The 16,831-nt window shown below is 68.0% G+C and carries 17 protein-coding genes; 7 read left to right on the top strand and 10 right to left on the bottom strand.

Annotation, left to right across the window (positions count from 1 at the left end):
* Positions 1–41 precede the first annotated feature (41 nt).
* The 3 genes from ACZ3HV_RS13355 to ACZ3HV_RS13345 all read left to right on the top strand — a co-directional run bounded on the left by ACZ3HV_RS13355 (position 42) and on the right by ACZ3HV_RS13345 (position 2,810).
* The gene (locus ACZ3HV_RS13355) at positions 42–1,376 is read left to right on the top strand and encodes a 2-isopropylmalate synthase (RefSeq protein ID WP_465683994.1); all 1,335 of its coding nucleotides are present in this window, start codon (positions 42–44) and stop codon (positions 1,374–1,376) included.
* A 73-nt stretch (positions 1,377–1,449) separates the two neighbouring features.
* Entirely contained in the window at positions 1,450–2,142 is a 693-nt protein-coding gene (locus ACZ3HV_RS13350; RefSeq protein WP_465683992.1) for an ABC transporter ATP-binding protein, read from the top strand.
* A gap of 179 nt (positions 2,143–2,321) precedes the next feature.
* Positions 2,322–2,810, top strand: a complete 489-nt coding sequence (locus ACZ3HV_RS13345; RefSeq protein ID WP_465683991.1) for a hypothetical protein — start codon at positions 2,322–2,324, stop codon at positions 2,808–2,810.
* Here ACZ3HV_RS13345 and ACZ3HV_RS13340 read toward each other — a convergent pair.
* Positions 2,803–3,498 carry a DUF1707 SHOCT-like domain-containing protein gene (locus ACZ3HV_RS13340; RefSeq protein ID WP_465683989.1) on the bottom strand — a complete coding sequence of 232 codons (696 nt, stop codon included), beginning with the start codon at positions 3,496–3,498 and terminating at the stop codon, positions 2,803–2,805. The two genes, ACZ3HV_RS13345 and ACZ3HV_RS13340, sit on opposite strands and share 8 nt — an antisense overlap.
* 172 nt (positions 3,499–3,670) lie before the next feature.
* On the opposite strand from ACZ3HV_RS13340, the gene ACZ3HV_RS13335 reads away from it, so the two are divergent.
* The gene (locus ACZ3HV_RS13335; protein WP_465683987.1) at positions 3,671–5,341 is read left to right on the top strand and encodes a fumarate hydratase; all 1,671 of its coding nucleotides are present in this window, start codon (positions 3,671–3,673) and stop codon (positions 5,339–5,341) included.
* 126 nt (positions 5,342–5,467) lie between these two features.
* Positions 5,468–5,893, top strand: a complete 426-nt coding sequence (locus tag ACZ3HV_RS13330; RefSeq protein WP_465683985.1) for a nitroreductase/quinone reductase family protein — start codon at positions 5,468–5,470, stop codon at positions 5,891–5,893.
* A 3-nt stretch (positions 5,894–5,896) separates the two neighbouring features.
* On the opposite strand, the gene ACZ3HV_RS13325 is transcribed toward ACZ3HV_RS13330, so the two are convergent.
* From ACZ3HV_RS13325 to ACZ3HV_RS13290, 8 genes are all read right to left on the bottom strand, one after another.
* Positions 5,897–6,055, bottom strand: coding sequence for a hypothetical protein (locus tag ACZ3HV_RS13325; RefSeq protein WP_360362726.1), 159 nt, complete (start codon positions 6,053–6,055; stop codon positions 5,897–5,899).
* 91 nt (positions 6,056–6,146) lie between these two features.
* Complete coding sequence (locus ACZ3HV_RS13320; protein WP_465683983.1) at positions 6,147–6,842, bottom strand: ribonuclease FAU-1 family protein; 696 nt, start codon at positions 6,840–6,842, stop codon at positions 6,147–6,149.
* Positions 6,839–8,242 carry a class II fumarate hydratase gene (locus tag ACZ3HV_RS13315; protein WP_465683981.1) on the bottom strand — a complete coding sequence of 468 codons (1,404 nt, stop codon included), beginning with the start codon at positions 8,240–8,242 and terminating at the stop codon, positions 6,839–6,841. The genes ACZ3HV_RS13320 and ACZ3HV_RS13315 overlap by 4 nt, the downstream gene beginning before the upstream one ends.
* A 44-nt stretch (positions 8,243–8,286) precedes the next feature.
* Complete coding sequence (locus ACZ3HV_RS13310) at positions 8,287–8,943, bottom strand: spermidine synthase (RefSeq protein ID WP_465683979.1); 657 nt, start codon at positions 8,941–8,943, stop codon at positions 8,287–8,289.
* Positions 8,944–8,962: 19 nt separating this feature from the next.
* Complete coding sequence (locus tag ACZ3HV_RS13305; RefSeq protein ID WP_465683977.1) at positions 8,963–9,535, bottom strand: dihydrofolate reductase family protein; 573 nt, start codon at positions 9,533–9,535, stop codon at positions 8,963–8,965.
* Positions 9,536–9,634: 99 nt separating this feature from the next.
* The gene (locus ACZ3HV_RS13300; protein WP_360362716.1) at positions 9,635–10,333 is read right to left on the bottom strand and encodes an aggregation-promoting factor C-terminal-like domain-containing protein; all 699 of its coding nucleotides are present in this window, start codon (positions 10,331–10,333) and stop codon (positions 9,635–9,637) included.
* A gap of 216 nt (positions 10,334–10,549) precedes the next feature.
* Positions 10,550–11,884, bottom strand: a complete 1,335-nt coding sequence (locus tag ACZ3HV_RS13295; protein WP_465683975.1) for a PhoH family protein — start codon at positions 11,882–11,884, stop codon at positions 10,550–10,552.
* A 1,423-nt stretch (positions 11,885–13,307) separates the two neighbouring features.
* On the bottom strand, positions 13,308–14,087 hold the full coding sequence (locus ACZ3HV_RS13290) for an isoprenyl transferase (protein ID WP_465683973.1): 780 nt from the start codon (positions 14,085–14,087) through the stop codon (positions 13,308–13,310).
* 259 nt (positions 14,088–14,346) lie between these two features.
* On the opposite strand from ACZ3HV_RS13290, the gene trhA reads away from it, so the two are divergent.
* The gene (gene trhA, locus ACZ3HV_RS13285; protein WP_465683971.1) at positions 14,347–15,042 is read left to right on the top strand and encodes a PAQR family membrane homeostasis protein TrhA; all 696 of its coding nucleotides are present in this window, start codon (positions 14,347–14,349) and stop codon (positions 15,040–15,042) included.
* On the opposite strand, the gene ACZ3HV_RS13280 is transcribed toward trhA, so the two are convergent.
* Entirely contained in the window at positions 15,039–15,488 is a 450-nt protein-coding gene (locus ACZ3HV_RS13280) for a MarR family winged helix-turn-helix transcriptional regulator (RefSeq protein WP_465683969.1), read from the bottom strand. The two genes, trhA and ACZ3HV_RS13280, sit on opposite strands and share 4 nt — an antisense overlap.
* A 117-nt stretch (positions 15,489–15,605) precedes the next feature.
* On the opposite strand from ACZ3HV_RS13280, the gene ACZ3HV_RS13275 reads away from it, so the two are divergent.
* Complete coding sequence (locus ACZ3HV_RS13275; protein WP_465683967.1) at positions 15,606–16,778, top strand: phosphotransferase; 1,173 nt, start codon at positions 15,606–15,608, stop codon at positions 16,776–16,778.
* The last annotated feature ends 53 nt before the right edge of the window (positions 16,779–16,831 follow it).

The raw sequence follows: 16,831 nt of genomic DNA, 5'->3' as shown, positions 1-16,831 counted from the left end.
CGTCGTCCGCCGGTCCCCTGGCAGCAACCGAAGGACACCTCATGGACTGGAACCGCCAGCAGCACTCCCCCATGCCCAGCCACCGCTACCACGACATCTTCGCCAAGGTCCCGGTGAAGCCGATCGACCGCGAGTGGCCGGACCGCCGGATCAGCACCGCTCCGCTGTGGGTGCCGGTCGACCTCCGCGACGGCAACCAGGCATTGGCCGACCCGATGGATCCCGAGCGCAAGCGCACGTTCTTCGAACTGATGGTTGCCATCGGCTACAAAGAGATCGAGGTCGGGTACCCGTCCGCCTCGCAGACCGACTTCGACTTCGTCCGGATGCTCGCCACCTCGGACCTCGTGCCTTCCGACGTCACCATCGTGGTGTTCACGCCGGCCCGGTCCGACCTGATCGCGCGGACCGTGGAATCCGTTGCCGGGATGCGCGGCGATGTGGTGATCCACATGTACGCCGCGACCGCTCCGGTGTGGCGGGACGTCGTACTGCGTCGTACCCAGGACGAACTCGCCTCGATGATCTACGCCGGGTCCGAGGAGATCCTCCGGCTGGCCGGCGACTCGGTCCGGTTCCAGTTCTCGCCGGAGGTGTTCAACCTGACCGAGCCGGACTACGTGCTCGAGTTGAGCGACCACCTGACCAAGCAGTGGGACGCGACGCCGGAGCGGCCGGTGATCCTCAACCTGCCGGCCACGATCGAGGCGGCGACACCGAACGTGTACGCCGACCAGATCGAGTACATGCACAAGAACCTGCCGCGGCGCGACGGCGTGATCCTGTCGGTGCACCCGCACAACGACCGCGGCACGGGCATCGCCTGCGCGGAGCTCGCCGTACTCGCCGGTGCGCAGCGGGTCGAGGGCTGCATCTTCGGCAACGGCGAACGGACCGGGAACGTCGACATCGCCACGCTCGCGCTGAACCTGCACGCGCAAGGGGTCGACCCGATGATCGACTTCTCCGAGATCGACCGGATCCGGGACGTGGTCGAGTACTGCACACGGATGCCGATCCATCCACGGCACCCGTACGTCGGGGAGCTCGTGTATACGGCGTTCTCGGGGACCCATCAGGACGCGATCCGAAAGGGGTTCGCCGTACAGGGTCCTGGTGTTTGGGAGGTGCCGTATCTGCCGATCGATCCGATGGACGTGGGTCGGGGGTACGAGGCCGTCGTCCGGGTGAACAGCCAGTCGGGGAAGGGCGGGATCGCGCATGTCCTCGAGTCGGCGTACGGGGTTCGACTGTCGTCCGAGCAGGAACGAGAGTTCGCGCAGCACGTGCAGCGGCACACCGACGGGACCGGGCGGGAAGCGAGTGCGGAGGAGTTGAAGGCGTTGTACGAGGAGGTTTTCGGGTGCTCGAACTGAAGGATGTCGACTTCGTCCGGGACGGCAAACTGCTGCTCGGCGGGGTGTCGCTGACGGTCGGCGAGGGTGAGCGGTGGGCGCGCTGCTCGGGCCGAACGGCGCGGGAAAGAGCACCCTGCTGGGGTTGTGTGGCGCGATCACGCACCCGACCCGCGGGACCGTCGAGATCCTCGGCCGCCGGCTCGGCACCGTGGACATCCGCACGTTGCGCGAATCGATCGGCCACGTCAATCCGCGGCACCCACTGCGGTCGCCGCTGAGCATCGTGGACATCGTCCTCACCGGGCTGACCGGAACCATCGAGCTGATGCCACGCTGGCAGGCGACTCCGGCTCAGCGGGCCCGCGCGCTCGAGCTGATCGACCTGCTCGGCATCAGCGCGCTGGCCTCGTCTTCATGGACGACCCTGTCCCAGGGCGAACGCGGGCGGGCGCTGATTGCCCGCGCGCTGATCTCCGACCCGAGTCTCCTGCTGCTCGACGAGCCGTCGACCGGCCTCGACGTGGCGGCCCGTGAGCAACTCCTCGAAACCCTCGACCAGATCAACGCCTCACATCCCCACCTGGCCTGGGTCCTCGTCACGCACCACCTCGAGGAACTCCCCACCTGCACCACCCACGCCGCCCTCCTCCACGAAGGCCGAGTCCTGGCAGCCGGTCCGGCGTACGACGTCCTCACCACCGACCTGGTCTCCAAGGCCTTCAACCACCCCATCCACATCACCCACCAATCCGGCCGCTGGACCGCCACCGCCCGACCCCACTGAGCACACCCTGCGCGGCACACCAACCAATCCACACCCCGTCGGTTTGGGGCCGCGCACGAACACCCACCTGAGCACCGCGCGGACCCGCCCTTATCCCCCAACTCTCGCCGTACGCACGGGGCTTTCGTGCACTACAGTGAGCTTGCTCCGGGGGCGGGGTCGTGCGGGCTGGGGGACACATGACGGTGATGGGGGAAGCGCCGCCTGAGGTGTGGGCGGACGAGTTCCGGCGTACGGGCCGGGTGGTGCTTCCGGTACGGCGGAAGCGGCTGGTGATCCAGCGAGCGTGCTTCGCCGCGCTGTTCGCCGTCAACCCAGCCCTGTCGTTCACCGAGTGGATCCACGCCGGCGGCCAACGCCTCGCCCTCGGTCTGCTCTCCGTCGCACTCGTCCTGGTGGTCATCGGCCTCAGCACCTGGCAGTTCATCACCCAACGCCCCACCGTGGTGGTCGACCGCGAGGGCATCCATACGGGCAGCCGGTCCCTCGCCTGGCCCGACGTCGGCACCATAGGCATCCCCCACGGCCCGAAGTTCTTGATGATTCTGCCAATCATCCCGACCAACGTCTGGGCCAAACACCACGCCGTACCCCAGGACAACGTCCGAGACATCCCAGCCTTCGCGCGGTGGTTGGAGGAGGTGCTGGCGGAGCGGCGGGTTAGGTGAGGCGGAGGCGTTTGGAGAGGCGGGGGCCTCGTTTGATTTTGATTTCGCCGAGGATGGCGGTGCCTCGGATGTGGAAGGTGGTGGGGCGGGCGGCAGGGGTGCTGGGGTCGGGGACGGCGCCCAGGCCGGCTTCCTGTTCGGAGACGGAGCCGAGGATGGGGTTGCTGTCGAGCAGGACGATCGCGTTCTGGGGGACGCGGATCTTCACGTCTGCGAGGATCGACTTCACCTCGACGTGGACCTCGTCGAACGGGATCTGGGCCTCGGTGTAGTCCAGCGTGACGTCGCCGAGGACCGCGTTGACCTCCTGGCGCTGCGGGACCAGCCAGCCACCCTGGCGCTTGGTCTCCGACATGAACGCGTTGATCACCGGGCCGTTCTCGACCATCGCGCCGCCGTACTGCGGTCCGACGACCGGCACACCGGGCGCGCTCGGGCCGTTCGGCAGGTCGGCGGTGAGCTCGACGAGTTCGCCGTACGTCTTGGCGGCGTACAACGTCTCCAGGCGTTCCTCGAGTTCGGCGTACGACAGGCGCCCCTCGGCCGCGGATTCGCGCAGCACGTCGGCGACCTCCTCGCGCTCCAGGTCGGACACCCGCCGCCGCAACGCCAGCTCGTCACCCGTCGGCGCCTGCGCAGGTACGGCGTCCTGCGGTCGATTCTCCTGAGGAACCTCATCCTGAGCCACGCCCAAAACGATACGCGCGCCCCAGCCCACCCGCCGCCCGTTTCTTCCCCGATTCACCCCTGAACACACCCCTGATCCAGGGTCCATACCGTCGACCATGAACTGGGGTGAGCGCGCGGTCGCCGGCGGGCCGAACTAGGCTTGGGGGGCTTAGACCACCTGCCTTGGAGGTATGACGGTGTCCGCCGACTTCAACTACTCCGATCTGTTGCCGTTGGGTGCTGACGAGACGGAGTACCGGCTGCTGACGACCGAGGGTGTCAGCACCTTCACGGCGGGCGATCGGACGTTCCTGCAGGTGGAGCCCGAGGTGCTGCAGGCGCTGACGGCCGAGGCGATGCACGACATCTCGCACTACCTGCGGACCGCGCACCTCACGCAGTTGCGGCGGATCATCGACGACCCGGAGGCGTCCGGCAACGACCGGTTCGTCGCGCTCGACCTGCTGAAGAACGCGAACATCTCAGCCGGCGGCGTCCTCCCGATGTGCCAGGACACCGGCACCGCGATCGTGATGGGCAAGAAGTCCGAGGGCGTACTCACGGGCGCCGTCGACGAGGAGTGGATCAGCCGCGGCGTGTACGACGCCTACACCAAGCTGAACCTGCGCTACTCGCAGATGGCTCCGCTGAACATGTGGGACGAGAAGAACACCGGCTCCAACCTGCCGGCCCAGATCGAGCTGTACTCGACCCCGGTGCACGGCGACCCGGCGTACAAGTTCCTGTTCATGGCCAAGGGTGGCGGCTCGGCGAACAAGTCGTTCCTGTTCCAGGAGACCAAGGCGGTGCTCAACCCGGCCGGGATGATGAAGTTCCTGGACGAGAAGATCCGCTCACTCGGGACCGCGGCCTGCCCGCCGTACCACCTCGCGGTCGTGGTCGGCGGCACGTCTGCCGAGTACGCGCTGAAGACCGCGAAGTACGCGTCCGCGCACTACCTCGACTCGCTGCCGACGGCGGGATCGCCGGTGGGGCACGGGTTCCGGGACCTGGAGCTGGAGGAGGAAGTCTTCAAGCTCACGCAGCAGTTCGGGATCGGTGCGCAGTTCGGCGGGAAGTACTTCTGCCATGACGTCCGCGTGATCCGGCTGCCGCGGCACGGCGCGTCCTGCCCGGTCGCGATCGCGGTGTCCTGCTCGGCGGATCGGCAGGCGCTGGCCAAGATCACGCCCGAGGGGGTGTTCCTGGAGCAGCTCGAACGTGATCCGGCCCGGTTCCTGCCGGACACCACGGACGAGCATCTCGACGACGACACGAACGTCGTACGCATCGATCTGAACCGGCCGATGAGCGAGATCCGCGCCGAGCTGTCCAAGCTGCCGGTGAAGACGCGGCTGTCGCTGAGCGGGCCGCTGGTGGTGGCGCGCGACATCGCGCACGCGAAGATCAAGGAGCGGCTGGACGCGGGCGAGCCGATGCCGCAGTACCTGCGCGATCACGCCGTGTACTACGCCGGACCCGCGAAGACGCCCGAGGGGTACGCGTCGGGGTCGTTCGGGCCGACCACGGCGGGGCGGATGGACGCGTACGTCGACCAGTTCCAGGCGGCCGGTGGATCGTTCGTGATGCTTGCCAAGGGCAACCGGTCGGCGAAGGTGACGGCGGCGTGCAAGGAGCACGGCGGGTTCTACCTGGGCTCGATCGGCGGACCGGCGGCGCGGCTGGCGCAGGACTGCATCAAGTCGGTCGACGTGATCGAGTACGCCGAGCTCGGGATGGAAGCGGTCTGGAAGATCGAGGTCGAGGACTTCCCGGCGTTCATCGTGGTGGATGACAAGGGCAACGACTTCTTCACGGATACTGCCAAGCCGGTCCCCCTGACGGTTCGTCCGCGGAGCTGAAGAGCAGTTGGTGGTGAGCGCGACACCGCCAAGCCGGTGCCGCTGACTGTCCGTCCCCGAAGCTGACCGGAGTGCTTGACCGCGGCTGGGTGATCGCAGCACTCTCGGAACTGGGGGTGGTGCGGCATGAGCCGGCGGATGATGCGGATCGGGAACCGGATCGGGGTGTGGATGTATCGCACGCTCGACGGGCGCCTGGCCAGCGGAAGCAAGGACGTCCACGTGCTGATGCTGACCACCCCCGGCCGCCGGACCGGCGTACCGCGTTCGACCTGCGTGCGCTACCTGGAGACCGCGGACGGGCTGCTGGTCTGGGGTACCGGATCGGGGTCGCCCCAGGATCCGGACTGGTTCCGCAACCTGCGCGCGGTGCACATCACCGACGTACAGATCGGCGCGGCGCACGTTCAGATGCGCGCACGCGAGCTGACCGGCGCGGAGCGGTCACGCGTGTGGACGGACGTCATCCTCCGGGCGGATCCACGCATCGGACGATACGCGGTGAAGGCGCACCGCACGATCCCCGTGGCACTGCTTGAAACAGCCGAGTGAATCTCAACTCGCCTGGCTGTCGACCTGCTCCGGAAGTTTGACGAGGAGCGCTCTGCTCGCTTGGACGAGGTCGGCTTCGTTGTGACCGAAGGCCTGCAGGTAGCAGTTCAGGGCGGAGCGCAGCAGTTGGAGCTCATCGGCTTCCAGCTCAATCGTGTACATATTTCCAAGGTAAGTCCGAACCTGGAGTTGGCAACCGCTCGTGACCTACCCGTTGTGGGCGGCCTCAGAGGCCCTGGCAGCGCATGAGGGGTCAACTGTGGAGCTCCTCGGCGATGAGGGTCGGCTGGTGGGTGGTCGGGGCTACCGGGAGGTGCCAGTGGGACGGTGGCACCCAGGTCTGCCAGCCGTCGGAGAACGGTGCGGTCCAGGCCCCGATCTCGCGGACGGCCGCATGGGCGTCGGCGACGATCGCCGCGGCCTCGGCGGCCGTGAAGCGCCCGGCGGTCACGGCACCTTCCAACTCGTCCTCGTCCTTCCACTCGATCGTCCGGTCCGGAGTGATCCACAGATCGAGGACGTGATCGACGGTGCGGGTCCGGCGCGCGTCGCCCTCCCGGACGTGCGGTGCCTCGAGGTTCACGTACCAGCCGCGGAACGTGCCGTCGTCACCCCAGAAGTGCCACACCGACCATGGCTTCCCCGGCGGCAGCACCTTGAGGATCCCGGTGCCGCGCCAGATGTCCAGCTTCAGCACCCGCTCCTCGGTGAACATCCCGATCGGACCGGCGTACCGGGTCTCGCGTCCGTCCACCAGCACCGGCTTGATCAGCGGCGTACCCGGCGCGAGCCAGGCGACGAGTCCGTCCGCGTCGTCACGGACCACCGTCATCGGCCGGACGTTGGGCATGTCCGCGTGCCGCCCGGTCCCCTCGTACACCCATTCGATCGTCGTCCCCGGCTCCCAGAAACCCGACTCCCGGAACCCCGACTGCGGAGCCGACGTCACGACTGGTCCGGACGGGTCATGGACAGTACGTCGAGAGCCGCGTCCAGCTGCTCCTCGGTCAGGTCGCCCTTCTCGACATGCCCGTTCTCGATCACGACCTCGCGGATCGTTTTCCCTTGTTTCAAAGCACTCTTGGCCACGGCGGCAGCGTTCTCGTACCCGATGTAGCGGTTCAGCGACGTCACGATCGACGGTGACGACTCCGCCAGCGCGCGGGCATGCTCGACGTTCGCGGTGATGCCGTCGACGCAGCGATCGGCCAGCAGGCGGGACGTGTTGGCGAGCAGCGTGATCGACTCGAGCAGGTTGCGCGCGATCACCGGCAGCATCACGTTCAGCTCGAAGTTGCCCCCGGCACCGGCCACGGTGATCGCGGTGTCGTTGCCGATCACCTGGGCGGCGACCATCAGCGTCGCCTCGCAGATCACCGGGTTCACCTTGCCGGGCATGATGCTCGAGCCCGGCTGCAGGTCCGGCAGCGCGATCTCGCCCAGCCCGGCCCGCGGCCCGGATCCCATCCAGCGCAGGTCGTTGCAGATCTTCGTCAGGCTGACCGCGACCGTCTTCAGCTGCCCGGACAGCTCGACCAGCCCGTCCTGCGCACCCTGCGCCTCGAAGTGGTCCTCGGCCTCGCTGAACTGGAGTCCGGTCCGCCGGTTCAGCTCGGCGATCACGGCCGCCGCGAACCCGGGCGGCGTGTTGATGCCCGTCCCGACCGCCGTCCCACCCAGCGGGAGCTCAGCCACCCGGGACAACGTCCCCCGGACCCGATCCGCCCCGCGACCCACCTGCTGCGCATACCCGTTGAACTCCTGCCCGAGCGTCACCGGCGTCGCGTCCATCAGGTGCGTCCGCCCGGACTTCACCACCTCGGCGAACTCGGATCCCTTACGGGACAGGGAATCCGCCAGGTGTTCGAGCGCCGGCAACAGCTCGTGGACGACGCCCGCCGTGGCCGCGACGTGGATCGCCGACGGGAAGGTGTCGTTGCTCGACTGGGACGCGTTCACGTGGTCGTTCGGATGCACGTCGACGCCGTGCGAACGGGTGGCCAGCGTGGCGAGCACCTCGTTGGCGTTCATGTTCGTCGACGTCCCCGAGCCGGTCTGGAACACGTCGATCGGGAACTCCGCGTCGTGCTCCCCCGCCGTCACCTGGTCCGCGGCCGCCACGATCGCGGCGGACCGCTCCGCGTCCAGCACCCCGAGCTCGGCGTTCACGACCGCGGCCGAGGCCTTGATCTGCGCGAGCGCGTGCACGAGCGCCGGCGCCAGCGGCCGCCCGGAGATCGGGAAGTTCTCCACCGCGCGCTGGGTCTGCGCCCGCCACAACGCGTCCCGAGGCACCTTGACCTCGCCCATCGTGTCGTGCTCGATCCTGAATTCCACGTCATCACCCATACCTGCAGAGTACGTCGCTCCGCGTCGTCGCCGGCGGCCAATCGTCAGACTGTGGAAAACGAACCCTGGTACACGTAGTAGGTCTCCTCGCGTCCCTGCAACGTCACCGGAACCGGCGTCACCTCACAAGCGCCGAAGACCGCCGAAACGGCTGCCTCCAGAGCGGACGACGCCGACGATGACCACACCGTCAGTACGCCGCCGTCGCGCAGTTTGGACCGGCACACGGTCAGGAACGACGACGAGTAGATCGCCGAATTCTCGTTGTACACCAGGAAGTCCGGCCCGTTGTCGACGTCCAGCAGGATGGCGTCCAGTGACGCATCCGGTGACGCGGCAACCACCGCGCGGACGTCGCCGACCTCGACCGACACCCGCGGGTCGTCGAGCACCGACGGCACCAGCCCGGACCGCATCCACTCCACCAGATCAGGCTCGATCTCGGCCACGATCACCGACCCCAAGCGGTCGTCAGCCAGCAGCGCGCGGACCGTGTAGCCGAGCCCCAGCCCACCCACGAGCACCCGGTCAGGACGTCGTACCGAGGTCAGCGCGGCCGACGCCAGCAGCTCCTCACTGGAAGTCTCCCGGTCGTCCATCACGAACACACCGTTCACCCGCAGCTCGAGCGCCCCGTCGTCGTCACGACGCCGAAGGACCAGCTCACCCCGCTCACTGGTCCCCCGCGCGATCTCCGGCACCCGCACATCCTCTCAGGCCTCAGTAGTGCACCTTGTACCGGAGATGGGTGGCGTTGGCTGTCGGTACGACGTCCGTCCGCTCCAACTGGAACTGCCGGCCGATGTTGTCGAACAACCGCGTCCCCGACTCCAGCAGAACCGGGGCCAGGTGCAACTGGATCTCGTCCAGCAACCCCGCTGCCAGACACTGCTGGGCAGCGCTCGCACCGTGTACGCCGACGACCCGGTCGTCGCCCGCCGCCGCCTTCGCCTGCTCGACCGCCGACCCGATGCCGTCGGTGACGAAGGTGAACACGTCCGGCGCGTGCCGCGGCGGGTTGTGCGTGAGGACGAAGCACGGTGTTTTGCCGGCCGGGCCGCCGTCGCCCCAGCCGCCCTCACCCCCGGCCAGGTCGTACGAGCGCCGCCCCATCAGGATCGAGCCGACCGACGCGGCCATGCCGTCGAGGAGCGCCGCGTCCTCCGCGGTCGGCTCCCACAGCCAGCGGTGCAGTACGTCGCCGCCGGCTCCGAGCTGTTGTTCCCGGGTGACGTCCGGTCCGGTCACGTAACCGTCCAGCGACATCGAGATCCCGGCGATGACGAGTGCCATGATGCGCTCCTTCGAAGAGGTTGTCCTTACCCTTCGAAGCCTGCCGCAGCAGCAATCACGGTCACATCCGTGCCGACCACGGAAGCACTACGGAAAGACTCAGTACCAGCCCTTGGCCTGGGAGTGGGCCCACGCGGAGCAGGGCGAGCCGTAGGCGTCCTCGATGTAGTCGAGGCCCCACTTGATCTGGGTGACCGGGTTGGTGCGCCAGTCGGAGCCGTAGGCCGCCATCCGGTTGCCCGGGAGGGCCTGCGGGATGCCGTATGCCGACGAGGTCGGGTTGTCGGCGCTGACCTTCCAGCGGGACTCCTTGTTCCACAGCTTCTCGAGGCAGGTGAACTGACCCGGGCCCCAGCCGTGGTCGGGCAGGAGGTTCATCGCGACCTCCTTGGGCGTGCCCTCGATCTTCTTCCGCTCGGCGTCGCGGCTGGCCCGCTCCTCGCGCGACTTGTCGTCGGTCTTCTGCAGCGCCTTGTACCGCGCCAGTGCCGCGTTCTTGGCGGCCCGCTTGATCGCGGCCTGGTCCTGCATCGCCTTCCGGGCCGCCTCGACGGCCTCGATCTGGTTCCGCAGCCGGATGACTTCCTGGGCCTGCTCAGCGTCGGTCTTCGGCGTGGCCGACGGGGTGCTGGCGATGTGGGCCTTCTCGCTGTTCAGCACTGCCATCTCGGCGCGTCCGGACACCTGCTCCGACGCACTGCTGCTCCCGGGGGAGCTGAAGAGGTCGATACCGGCGACAACGGAGACGACGACGATCCCAGTCACTGAGAGAGCCGCGACGGAGCGCTTCGCTTTCATCTGTCCTTCCGAGAAAACCCGACCCCCGTCGGCTGGCAACGAGAACATACTCTGGCCTAAACGGACCGTGATCACAAGCAGGTCACGAACGAACGGTGCGGCCGCCTGCGTGGCGACCGCACCGTCGTACCGAAGTCTTACGAGTGCTTTACAGAAAGTTACTACCCAACAGTAAAGACACTCCTTACCAATACCTTCCCCGCCCCACCGCCCCGGTCACAACTGCAGATCGTCGAGCATCTCGGTGACCAAAGCCGCGATCGGCGAGCGCTCCGACCGGGTCAGTGTCACGTGGGCGAACAGCGGGTGTCCCTTCAACTGCTCGACCACCGCGACCACGCCGTCATGCCGCCCGACCCGCAGGTTGTCCCGCTGGGCCACGTCATGGGTGAGCACGACCCGCGAGTTCGCGCCGACGCGGGACAGCACCGTCAGGAGCACATTGCGCTCGAGCGACTGGGCCTCGTCGACGATCACGAACGCATCGTGGAGCGACCGGCCGCGGATGTGGGTCAGCGGCAGCACCTCGAGCATGCCGCGGTCCATCACCTCGTCGATCACGTCACCGCTGGTCAGCGCGCCGAGCGTGTCGTAGACGGCCTGCGCCCACGGCTGCATCTTCTCGGACTCGCTGCCCGGCAGGTACCCGAGCTCCTGGCCGCCGACCGCGAACAGCGGCCGGAACACGACGACCTTCTTGTGCTGCCGCCGTTCCATCACCGACTCCAGGCCGGCGCAGAGCGCGAGCGCGGACTTACCGGTACCGGCCCGGCCGCCGAGCGAGATGATCCCGACGTCGGGGTCCAGCAGCAGGTCGAGCGCGACCCGCTGCTCCGCGGAGCGGCCGCGGATCCCGAACGCCTCGCGGTCGCCCCGGACCAGCCGGATCCGCTTGTCCGGCATCACCCGGCCGAGCGCACTGCCCCGATCGGACAGCAGCACCAGCCCGGTGTGGGTCGGGAACTCACCGGCCTGCGGCAGCTCCAGTACGCCGTTCTCGTACAGGTCGTCGATCGCCTGGGTCTCGACCTCGAGCTCGGCCATCCCGGTCCAGCCGGACTCCAGGGTCAGCTCGGCCCGGTACTCCTCGGCCTGCAGGCCGCACGCCGAGGCTTTGACCCGCATCGGCAGGTCCTTCGAGACCAGCGTGACGTCCTTGCCCTCGGCCTTGAAGTTGCAGGCCACGGCCAGGATGCGGCTGTCGTTGTCGCCGAGCCGGAAACCGGCCGGCAGGGACTCCGGGTCCGTATGGTTCAGTTCGACCCGGAGGGTTCCACCCTTCTCCCCCACTGGCAGGGGCGCGTCCAGACGTCCGTGCAGGATCCGAAGCTCGTCGAGCAGCCGCAAGGCGGTGCGAGCGAAGTAGCCGAGTTCCGGGTGATGCCGTTTGCCCTCCAATTCGGTGACGACGACCACCGGGACGACCACCTCGTGCTCGTCGAACCGCAGCATCGCGTGCGGGTCGGAGAGAAGCACCGAGGTGTCCAGCACGAAAGTGCGCTGGGCCGGTGTGGATGAGGTACTTGACGCCTTGGCGTGGGTGGCAGCCATGTCGCACGTCCTCTCGGGCCGCGACGTGCACCACGCCCGGCCCACCAGTGGTTAGGTGTTGGACCGGGAGTCGGGCCGGAAATCTGGTGCAGATCCCCTCCGCCGTTCCGCGAAGGCAACGACGGGAATCAGTGAGACCGAGGGTCTCGGGCACTCCGTTCTGCCCCTCATGGGGCAACCGGCTGGCGAACGATTCTCAAACTGATCGGGCCTCCCGTGACAGCCGGCTTCCCCTCCGACCGTCATAGTCAGGGTAGGAGGGTCCCGCAAACGGCGCAGCCCGACACGCCCGGCCACGGGGTTAACGGCGTGTTACACCTTCCCCCCACGCGAGGGAGGCCGTTCCCCCCGGCGGGTGATCCGGTACGACGCCCGCCGCGAAACCCTCGGGTCATGCGGAAGAACTGGCCGGTGTGGACCGGATACGCAACGTCATTGTGGTCCCTGGCCTACGGCGCCCTGGGACTGTACTGGGCCTTCGGCGGAGCGGCCTACCCCTTCGCGAAGGTGGCCGATGATCGTGCGACCGGCTCGATCCTGGAAGGGTCGCCGGTGCACGTGGTCGCGCCGATCATGGCCGCGCTCGGCCTGGGTGGCGCCGTCCTCGCGATCGTGATGACACGCCGTCGAGCCCGCGGTTGGGTGCTGCAGACGATCGCCGCCGTACTCGCGGTCGGCCTGGCGCTCGTGATCCCTGACTACACACTGATCGCGGTCGTCGCGCTCTCCCCGGCGATCGTCGTCTTCGCGTTCACCGGCATACCGGGCGAGCAAGGCGGCGTCGGCGACATCCTGTACTGGCACCGGGTGAACCTGATCATCCTGTTCATCGGCGGCCTGCTCTGGGCCGCGACCGCGATCGCGTACCACCGGCGGAGCCGCGACACCTGCGTCTCCTGTGGTCGTGGAGAAGGCGCGGAGAAGGTCTGGACGACACCGGCCGCCGCCTTGCGCTGGGGACGCGTGGCGGTCGTCGTGGCTGTCGTGGCGAACCTTCCGTACGAGTTCAGCCGAGTCGCCTGGTACTTCGGCTGGCCGGTCGGGATCAGCGACGACTTCCACCGGATGATGGCGGACACACCGGGGATGCTCGAGATGGGACTCGGCCTGGCCGTGATGGGTATCGGCGGCGGCATCCTCACCCACGGCCTGGTGCATCGTTGGGGCGAGGTCTACCCGCGCTGGATCTGGTTCAAGGCGGGCCAACGAGTTCCACCGCTGCTCGCCATCATCCCGGCGTCACTGGTCGCCGTCGTCCTGATCCCGGCCGGGCTGATGAACAGTCAGCTCCCGCTCACGGGCGACAACTGGGCCATCAACGCGCCCGGCATGCTCTGGGTCGTCTGGGGCATCGCTCTCGGTGCCGCGACGTACGCCTACTACCTGCGCCGCCGTACGGCGTGCGCCCGGTGTGGACGCGGGGTCACGTCCCGAAGCGGCGCTCTCGTTGGGCATAGCTCCGGACGGCGCGGAGGAAGTCGACGTGGCGGAAGTCCGGCCAGAGGGCTTCGCAGAAGTAGAACTCGCTCAGCGCGCTCTGCCACAGCAGGAAGCCGCCCATGCGCTGCTCACCCGACGTCCGGATGACCAGGTCCGGATCGGGCTGCCCCTTCGTGTAGAGGTGCTGGGCGATGTGCTCGACGTCGACGTGCTCGGCCACCTCTTCGATCGAGCTGCCCTTCGCGGCTTCCTCGAGCAGCAGCGAGCGGACCGCGTCGGCCAGCTCGCGGCGGCCGCCGTACCCGACAGCGACGTTGACGAGCATCCCCTCGACGCCCTGGGTGGTCGCCTCGGCGCCCTTCAGCACCTCGGCGGTGGCGCCGGGCAACAGGTCGAGCGCGCCGACCGGGTGGATCCGCCAGCGGCCGATCGAGGTCAGTTCCTCGACCGTCTGCTCGATGATCCGCAGCAGCGGCTCCAGCTCGTCGGCCGGCCGGGTCAGGTTGTCGGTGGACAGCATCCAGACCGTGACGACCTTGACGCCGACGTCGTCGCACCAGTCGAGGAACTCGACGATCTTGTTCGCCCCGGCCTCGTGACCGCGCGACACCGGGTCGCCGACCGCCCGGGCCCAGCGCCGGTTGCCGTCGATGATGACGCCGATGTGCCGCGGGATCCGGTCGGGTGCCAGGGATCGCCGCAGCCGGCGCTCGTACAGGCCGTACACCGCGTCGCGCAGCTTCTGCTTGCCAGGTGTCCGCATGGGCAGGTGGTCTCCTCGAATGCTCTCGGTCACGAGGCTAGCCCAGATTCAACCCGGAATGAGAGGGCACAGAACAGGTCGGAGGAACCTGTCAGGAAGTTCGAACTTTCGCCGGAGTTCGTGCGTCGGACACGCGGGCGGCGGTGTGCCGATCGGTGATCTCGCCTACATTTCCTTCTTATGGACCATTGAACCTACGCTTGCGTAGGTTACGGTTGCGTAGGTACTGAACCGCCCGGCACTCCTCGAAAGGACGGCGATGACCGCTACCAGCGCCCAGCCCCAGGAACTCGGTCACCGGCTGTCCGGCCGGCTCGGGCCGCTCAAGCCGAAGCTCCGCGGCTGGCTGCACGCCGGCACTTTCCCGTTCGCCACCGCCGCCGGCATCGTGCTGATCTGCCTGGCGCCGCACGCGAACGCCCGCTGGGCGGCAGCGGTCTACACCGCCGGTTCGATGCTGCTGTTCGGCATCTCCGCGCTGTACCACCGGTTCTACTGGGGCCCGACCGGCGAGGCGATCCTGCGCCGGCTCGACCACAGCAACATCTTCCTGCTGATCGCGGGCACCTACACCCCGCTCGGGATGGTGCTGCTGCACGGCCAGGACCGGGTGCTGATGCTCAGCCTGGTCTGGGGCGGGGCGCTGGCCGGCATCCTGTTCCGGATCTTCTGGGTGCACGCGCCGCGCTGGCTCTACACCCCGATCTACCTGGCGCTCGGCTGGGTGGCGATCTTCTGGATGGGCGACATCTACCACCAGGGCGGCGTCGCGGTGGTCACGCTGATCGCGATCGGCGGCGGGCTGTATTCGATCGGCGCGGTCGTCTACGGCACCAAGCGGCCGAACCCGTCACCCCGCTGGTTCGGCTTCCACGAGATCTTCCACGCGTTCACGGTGGCCGCGTTCATCTGCCACTACATCGCCGTCAGCATCGCGACGTACCGGGCCGGCTAACCGCCGATCACCCGCAGGATCTCTCTGAGTGCTTCGAAGCGCTCTGGGCCCAGTTGTTCGGCCCAGAGCGCTTCGACGCGTTCGATCGCGGCCCGGCTGTACGCGACCGCGTCCTCCCCACGCTCGGTACGCCGTACCAGCCGGACCCGGCGGTCGCCGCGCAGCCGGTCGGACTCGGTGTACCCGAGCTTCTGCAGGTAGTCCACGTGCTGGCCGAGGCTCTGTTTCGTCATCGTCGCAACCTCGGCCAGATCGGTGATCCGTGCCCCTTCGGGCGGAATCAGCTCGAGCAACCGGTAGTGCGAGACCCGCAGGCCCGGGAAGTCCTCGTCCGACCCGTCCAGGATCTCCTCCCGGAGCCGCCGCAGCGCCTGCCCGAGCAACCCGGCGATGTGCTCGGGCCACGGGCCGGCCAGTGTGCCCGAAAGGTCGTTGACGGAAGTCATAAGGCAACTTTACTATCCAGATAGTAAGGCTGCTTTACTTCTTTCCGTGCCAGCTCTGAAGACTGGCAGAAGATCCGGGCGCACGATGGGCAGCCAGACGCATTTTGGGGGGAACGCATGATCACCGCACTCGAACCGCTGGGCCGAGATGCCCTGACCCACGACGATTTCACCGAACTGGTCCGGACCATCACCGGCGACCCGGCCGCCACCCCTGGCGACGTACGGGTCGAGCCGGTCGACTACCCGATCGGTACGCCGAGCACCGAGGCACTGCTCCGGCTCTTCGGTACGGTGACCACCGCGACCGGCGACACGGTCGACTGGTCGTGTTTCGTGAAGAAGCTGCAGTCGGTGCGGCACTGGCCGTTCCTCGACATGGTGCCCGAGCAGTTCCGGGCCGCATTCATCCAGAACCTGCCGTGGCAGCTCGAGATCGCGGTCCACCGCAGTGGGATCGCCGAGCTGCTCCCCGACGGCATGCGACTGGCCAAGGCGTACCGGATCGACGTGTACGAGGACGATCGAGGCACCCTGTGGATGGAGAACGTCGTCCAGGAGCCCGGTCCGTGGCCGATGGAGCGGTTCGAACGGGCGGCGTACCTGCTCGGCCGGCTCTCCGCCCGGCGTCAGCCCCATCTGGTCGAGCCCTTGCTCCCCCGCGGCGACATCACCACCCCAGGCATCGGCCTGCGGTACTACACCGGCGGCCGCGTGCAGCAGGGCGCTATCCCAGCCATAGCCGACCCGGAGACCTGGCGGCATCCGCTGCTCGCGGCGGCGGTCTGCAATGTCGGAGACCACCGGCTGCGGGACGATCTGCTCGACCTGGCCGAGCGGTTGCCCGCCGTACTGGACGCGCTGGACACGCTGCCGCAGTGCTACCAGCACGGGGATGCGAGTCCGCAGAATCTCCTGGTCCCGCGGGACAAGCCTGACGAGTTCGTGGTGATCGACTGGGGGTTCGACTGCCCGCAGGCGGTCGGGTTCGACCTGGGGCAGTTGCTTGTCGGGCTCGCGCACGCCGGTGAGCTGGCGCCCGAGGCGCTGCGGAGCGTGCACCACGTGATCGTGAAGGCGTTCGTGAAGGGTCTCGCCGAGGAGGGGATGGAGGTGACCGAGGAGCAGGTGCTCTACGGCTACCTCGGCTCACTGTGTGCCCGTGCGACCTTCACCGCGCTGCCGCTCGAGCAGATCACCAAGATGACGGATGGCGCCACGCTGGCGCTGTTCGAGGATCGCGTCCTGCTCACGCGTGCTCTGATCGATCTGGTGTCGCCGGTGGTCTGACGATCACATCTCAGTACTGTCACAACTGCAACGAATGGGGTGCTTACGGGTAT

This window comes from Kribbella sp. NPDC020701 (assembly GCF_055562215.1).
The sequence above is the reverse complement of the archived record's forward strand: the minus strand, read 5'-3'. Positions and strand labels throughout refer to the sequence as shown.

Excerpts from the sequence above, each read along its gene's own strand:
- ACZ3HV_RS13355 (WP_465683994.1), top strand. The coding sequence starts at position 42 with ATGGACTGGAACCGCCAGCAGCACTCCCCCATGCCCAGCCACCGCTAC.
- ACZ3HV_RS13345 (WP_465683991.1), top strand. The coding sequence starts at position 2,322 with ATGACGGTGATGGGGGAAGCGCCGCCTGAGGTGTGGGCGGACGAGTTC.
- ACZ3HV_RS13335 (WP_465683987.1), top strand. The coding sequence starts at position 3,671 with ATGACGGTGTCCGCCGACTTCAACTACTCCGATCTGTTGCCGTTGGGT.
- ACZ3HV_RS13330 (WP_465683985.1), top strand. The coding sequence starts at position 5,468 with ATGAGCCGGCGGATGATGCGGATCGGGAACCGGATCGGGGTGTGGATG.
- ACZ3HV_RS13325 (WP_360362726.1), bottom strand. The coding sequence starts at position 6,055 with ATGTACACGATTGAGCTGGAAGCCGATGAGCTCCAACTGCTGCGCTCC.
- ACZ3HV_RS13315 (WP_465683981.1), bottom strand. The coding sequence starts at position 8,242 with ATGGGTGATGACGTGGAATTCAGGATCGAGCACGACACGATGGGCGAG.
- ACZ3HV_RS13305 (WP_465683977.1), bottom strand. The coding sequence starts at position 9,535 with ATGGCACTCGTCATCGCCGGGATCTCGATGTCGCTGGACGGTTACGTG.
- ACZ3HV_RS13300 (WP_360362716.1), bottom strand. The coding sequence starts at position 10,333 with ATGAAAGCGAAGCGCTCCGTCGCGGCTCTCTCAGTGACTGGGATCGTC.
- ACZ3HV_RS13295 (WP_465683975.1), bottom strand. The coding sequence starts at position 11,884 with ATGGCTGCCACCCACGCCAAGGCGTCAAGTACCTCATCCACACCGGCC.
- ACZ3HV_RS13290 (WP_465683973.1), bottom strand. The coding sequence starts at position 14,087 with ATGCGGACACCTGGCAAGCAGAAGCTGCGCGACGCGGTGTACGGCCTG.
- trhA (WP_465683971.1), top strand. The coding sequence starts at position 14,347 with ATGACCGCTACCAGCGCCCAGCCCCAGGAACTCGGTCACCGGCTGTCC.
- ACZ3HV_RS13280 (WP_465683969.1), bottom strand. The coding sequence starts at position 15,488 with ATGACTTCCGTCAACGACCTTTCGGGCACACTGGCCGGCCCGTGGCCC.
- ACZ3HV_RS13275 (WP_465683967.1), top strand. The coding sequence starts at position 15,606 with ATGATCACCGCACTCGAACCGCTGGGCCGAGATGCCCTGACCCACGAC.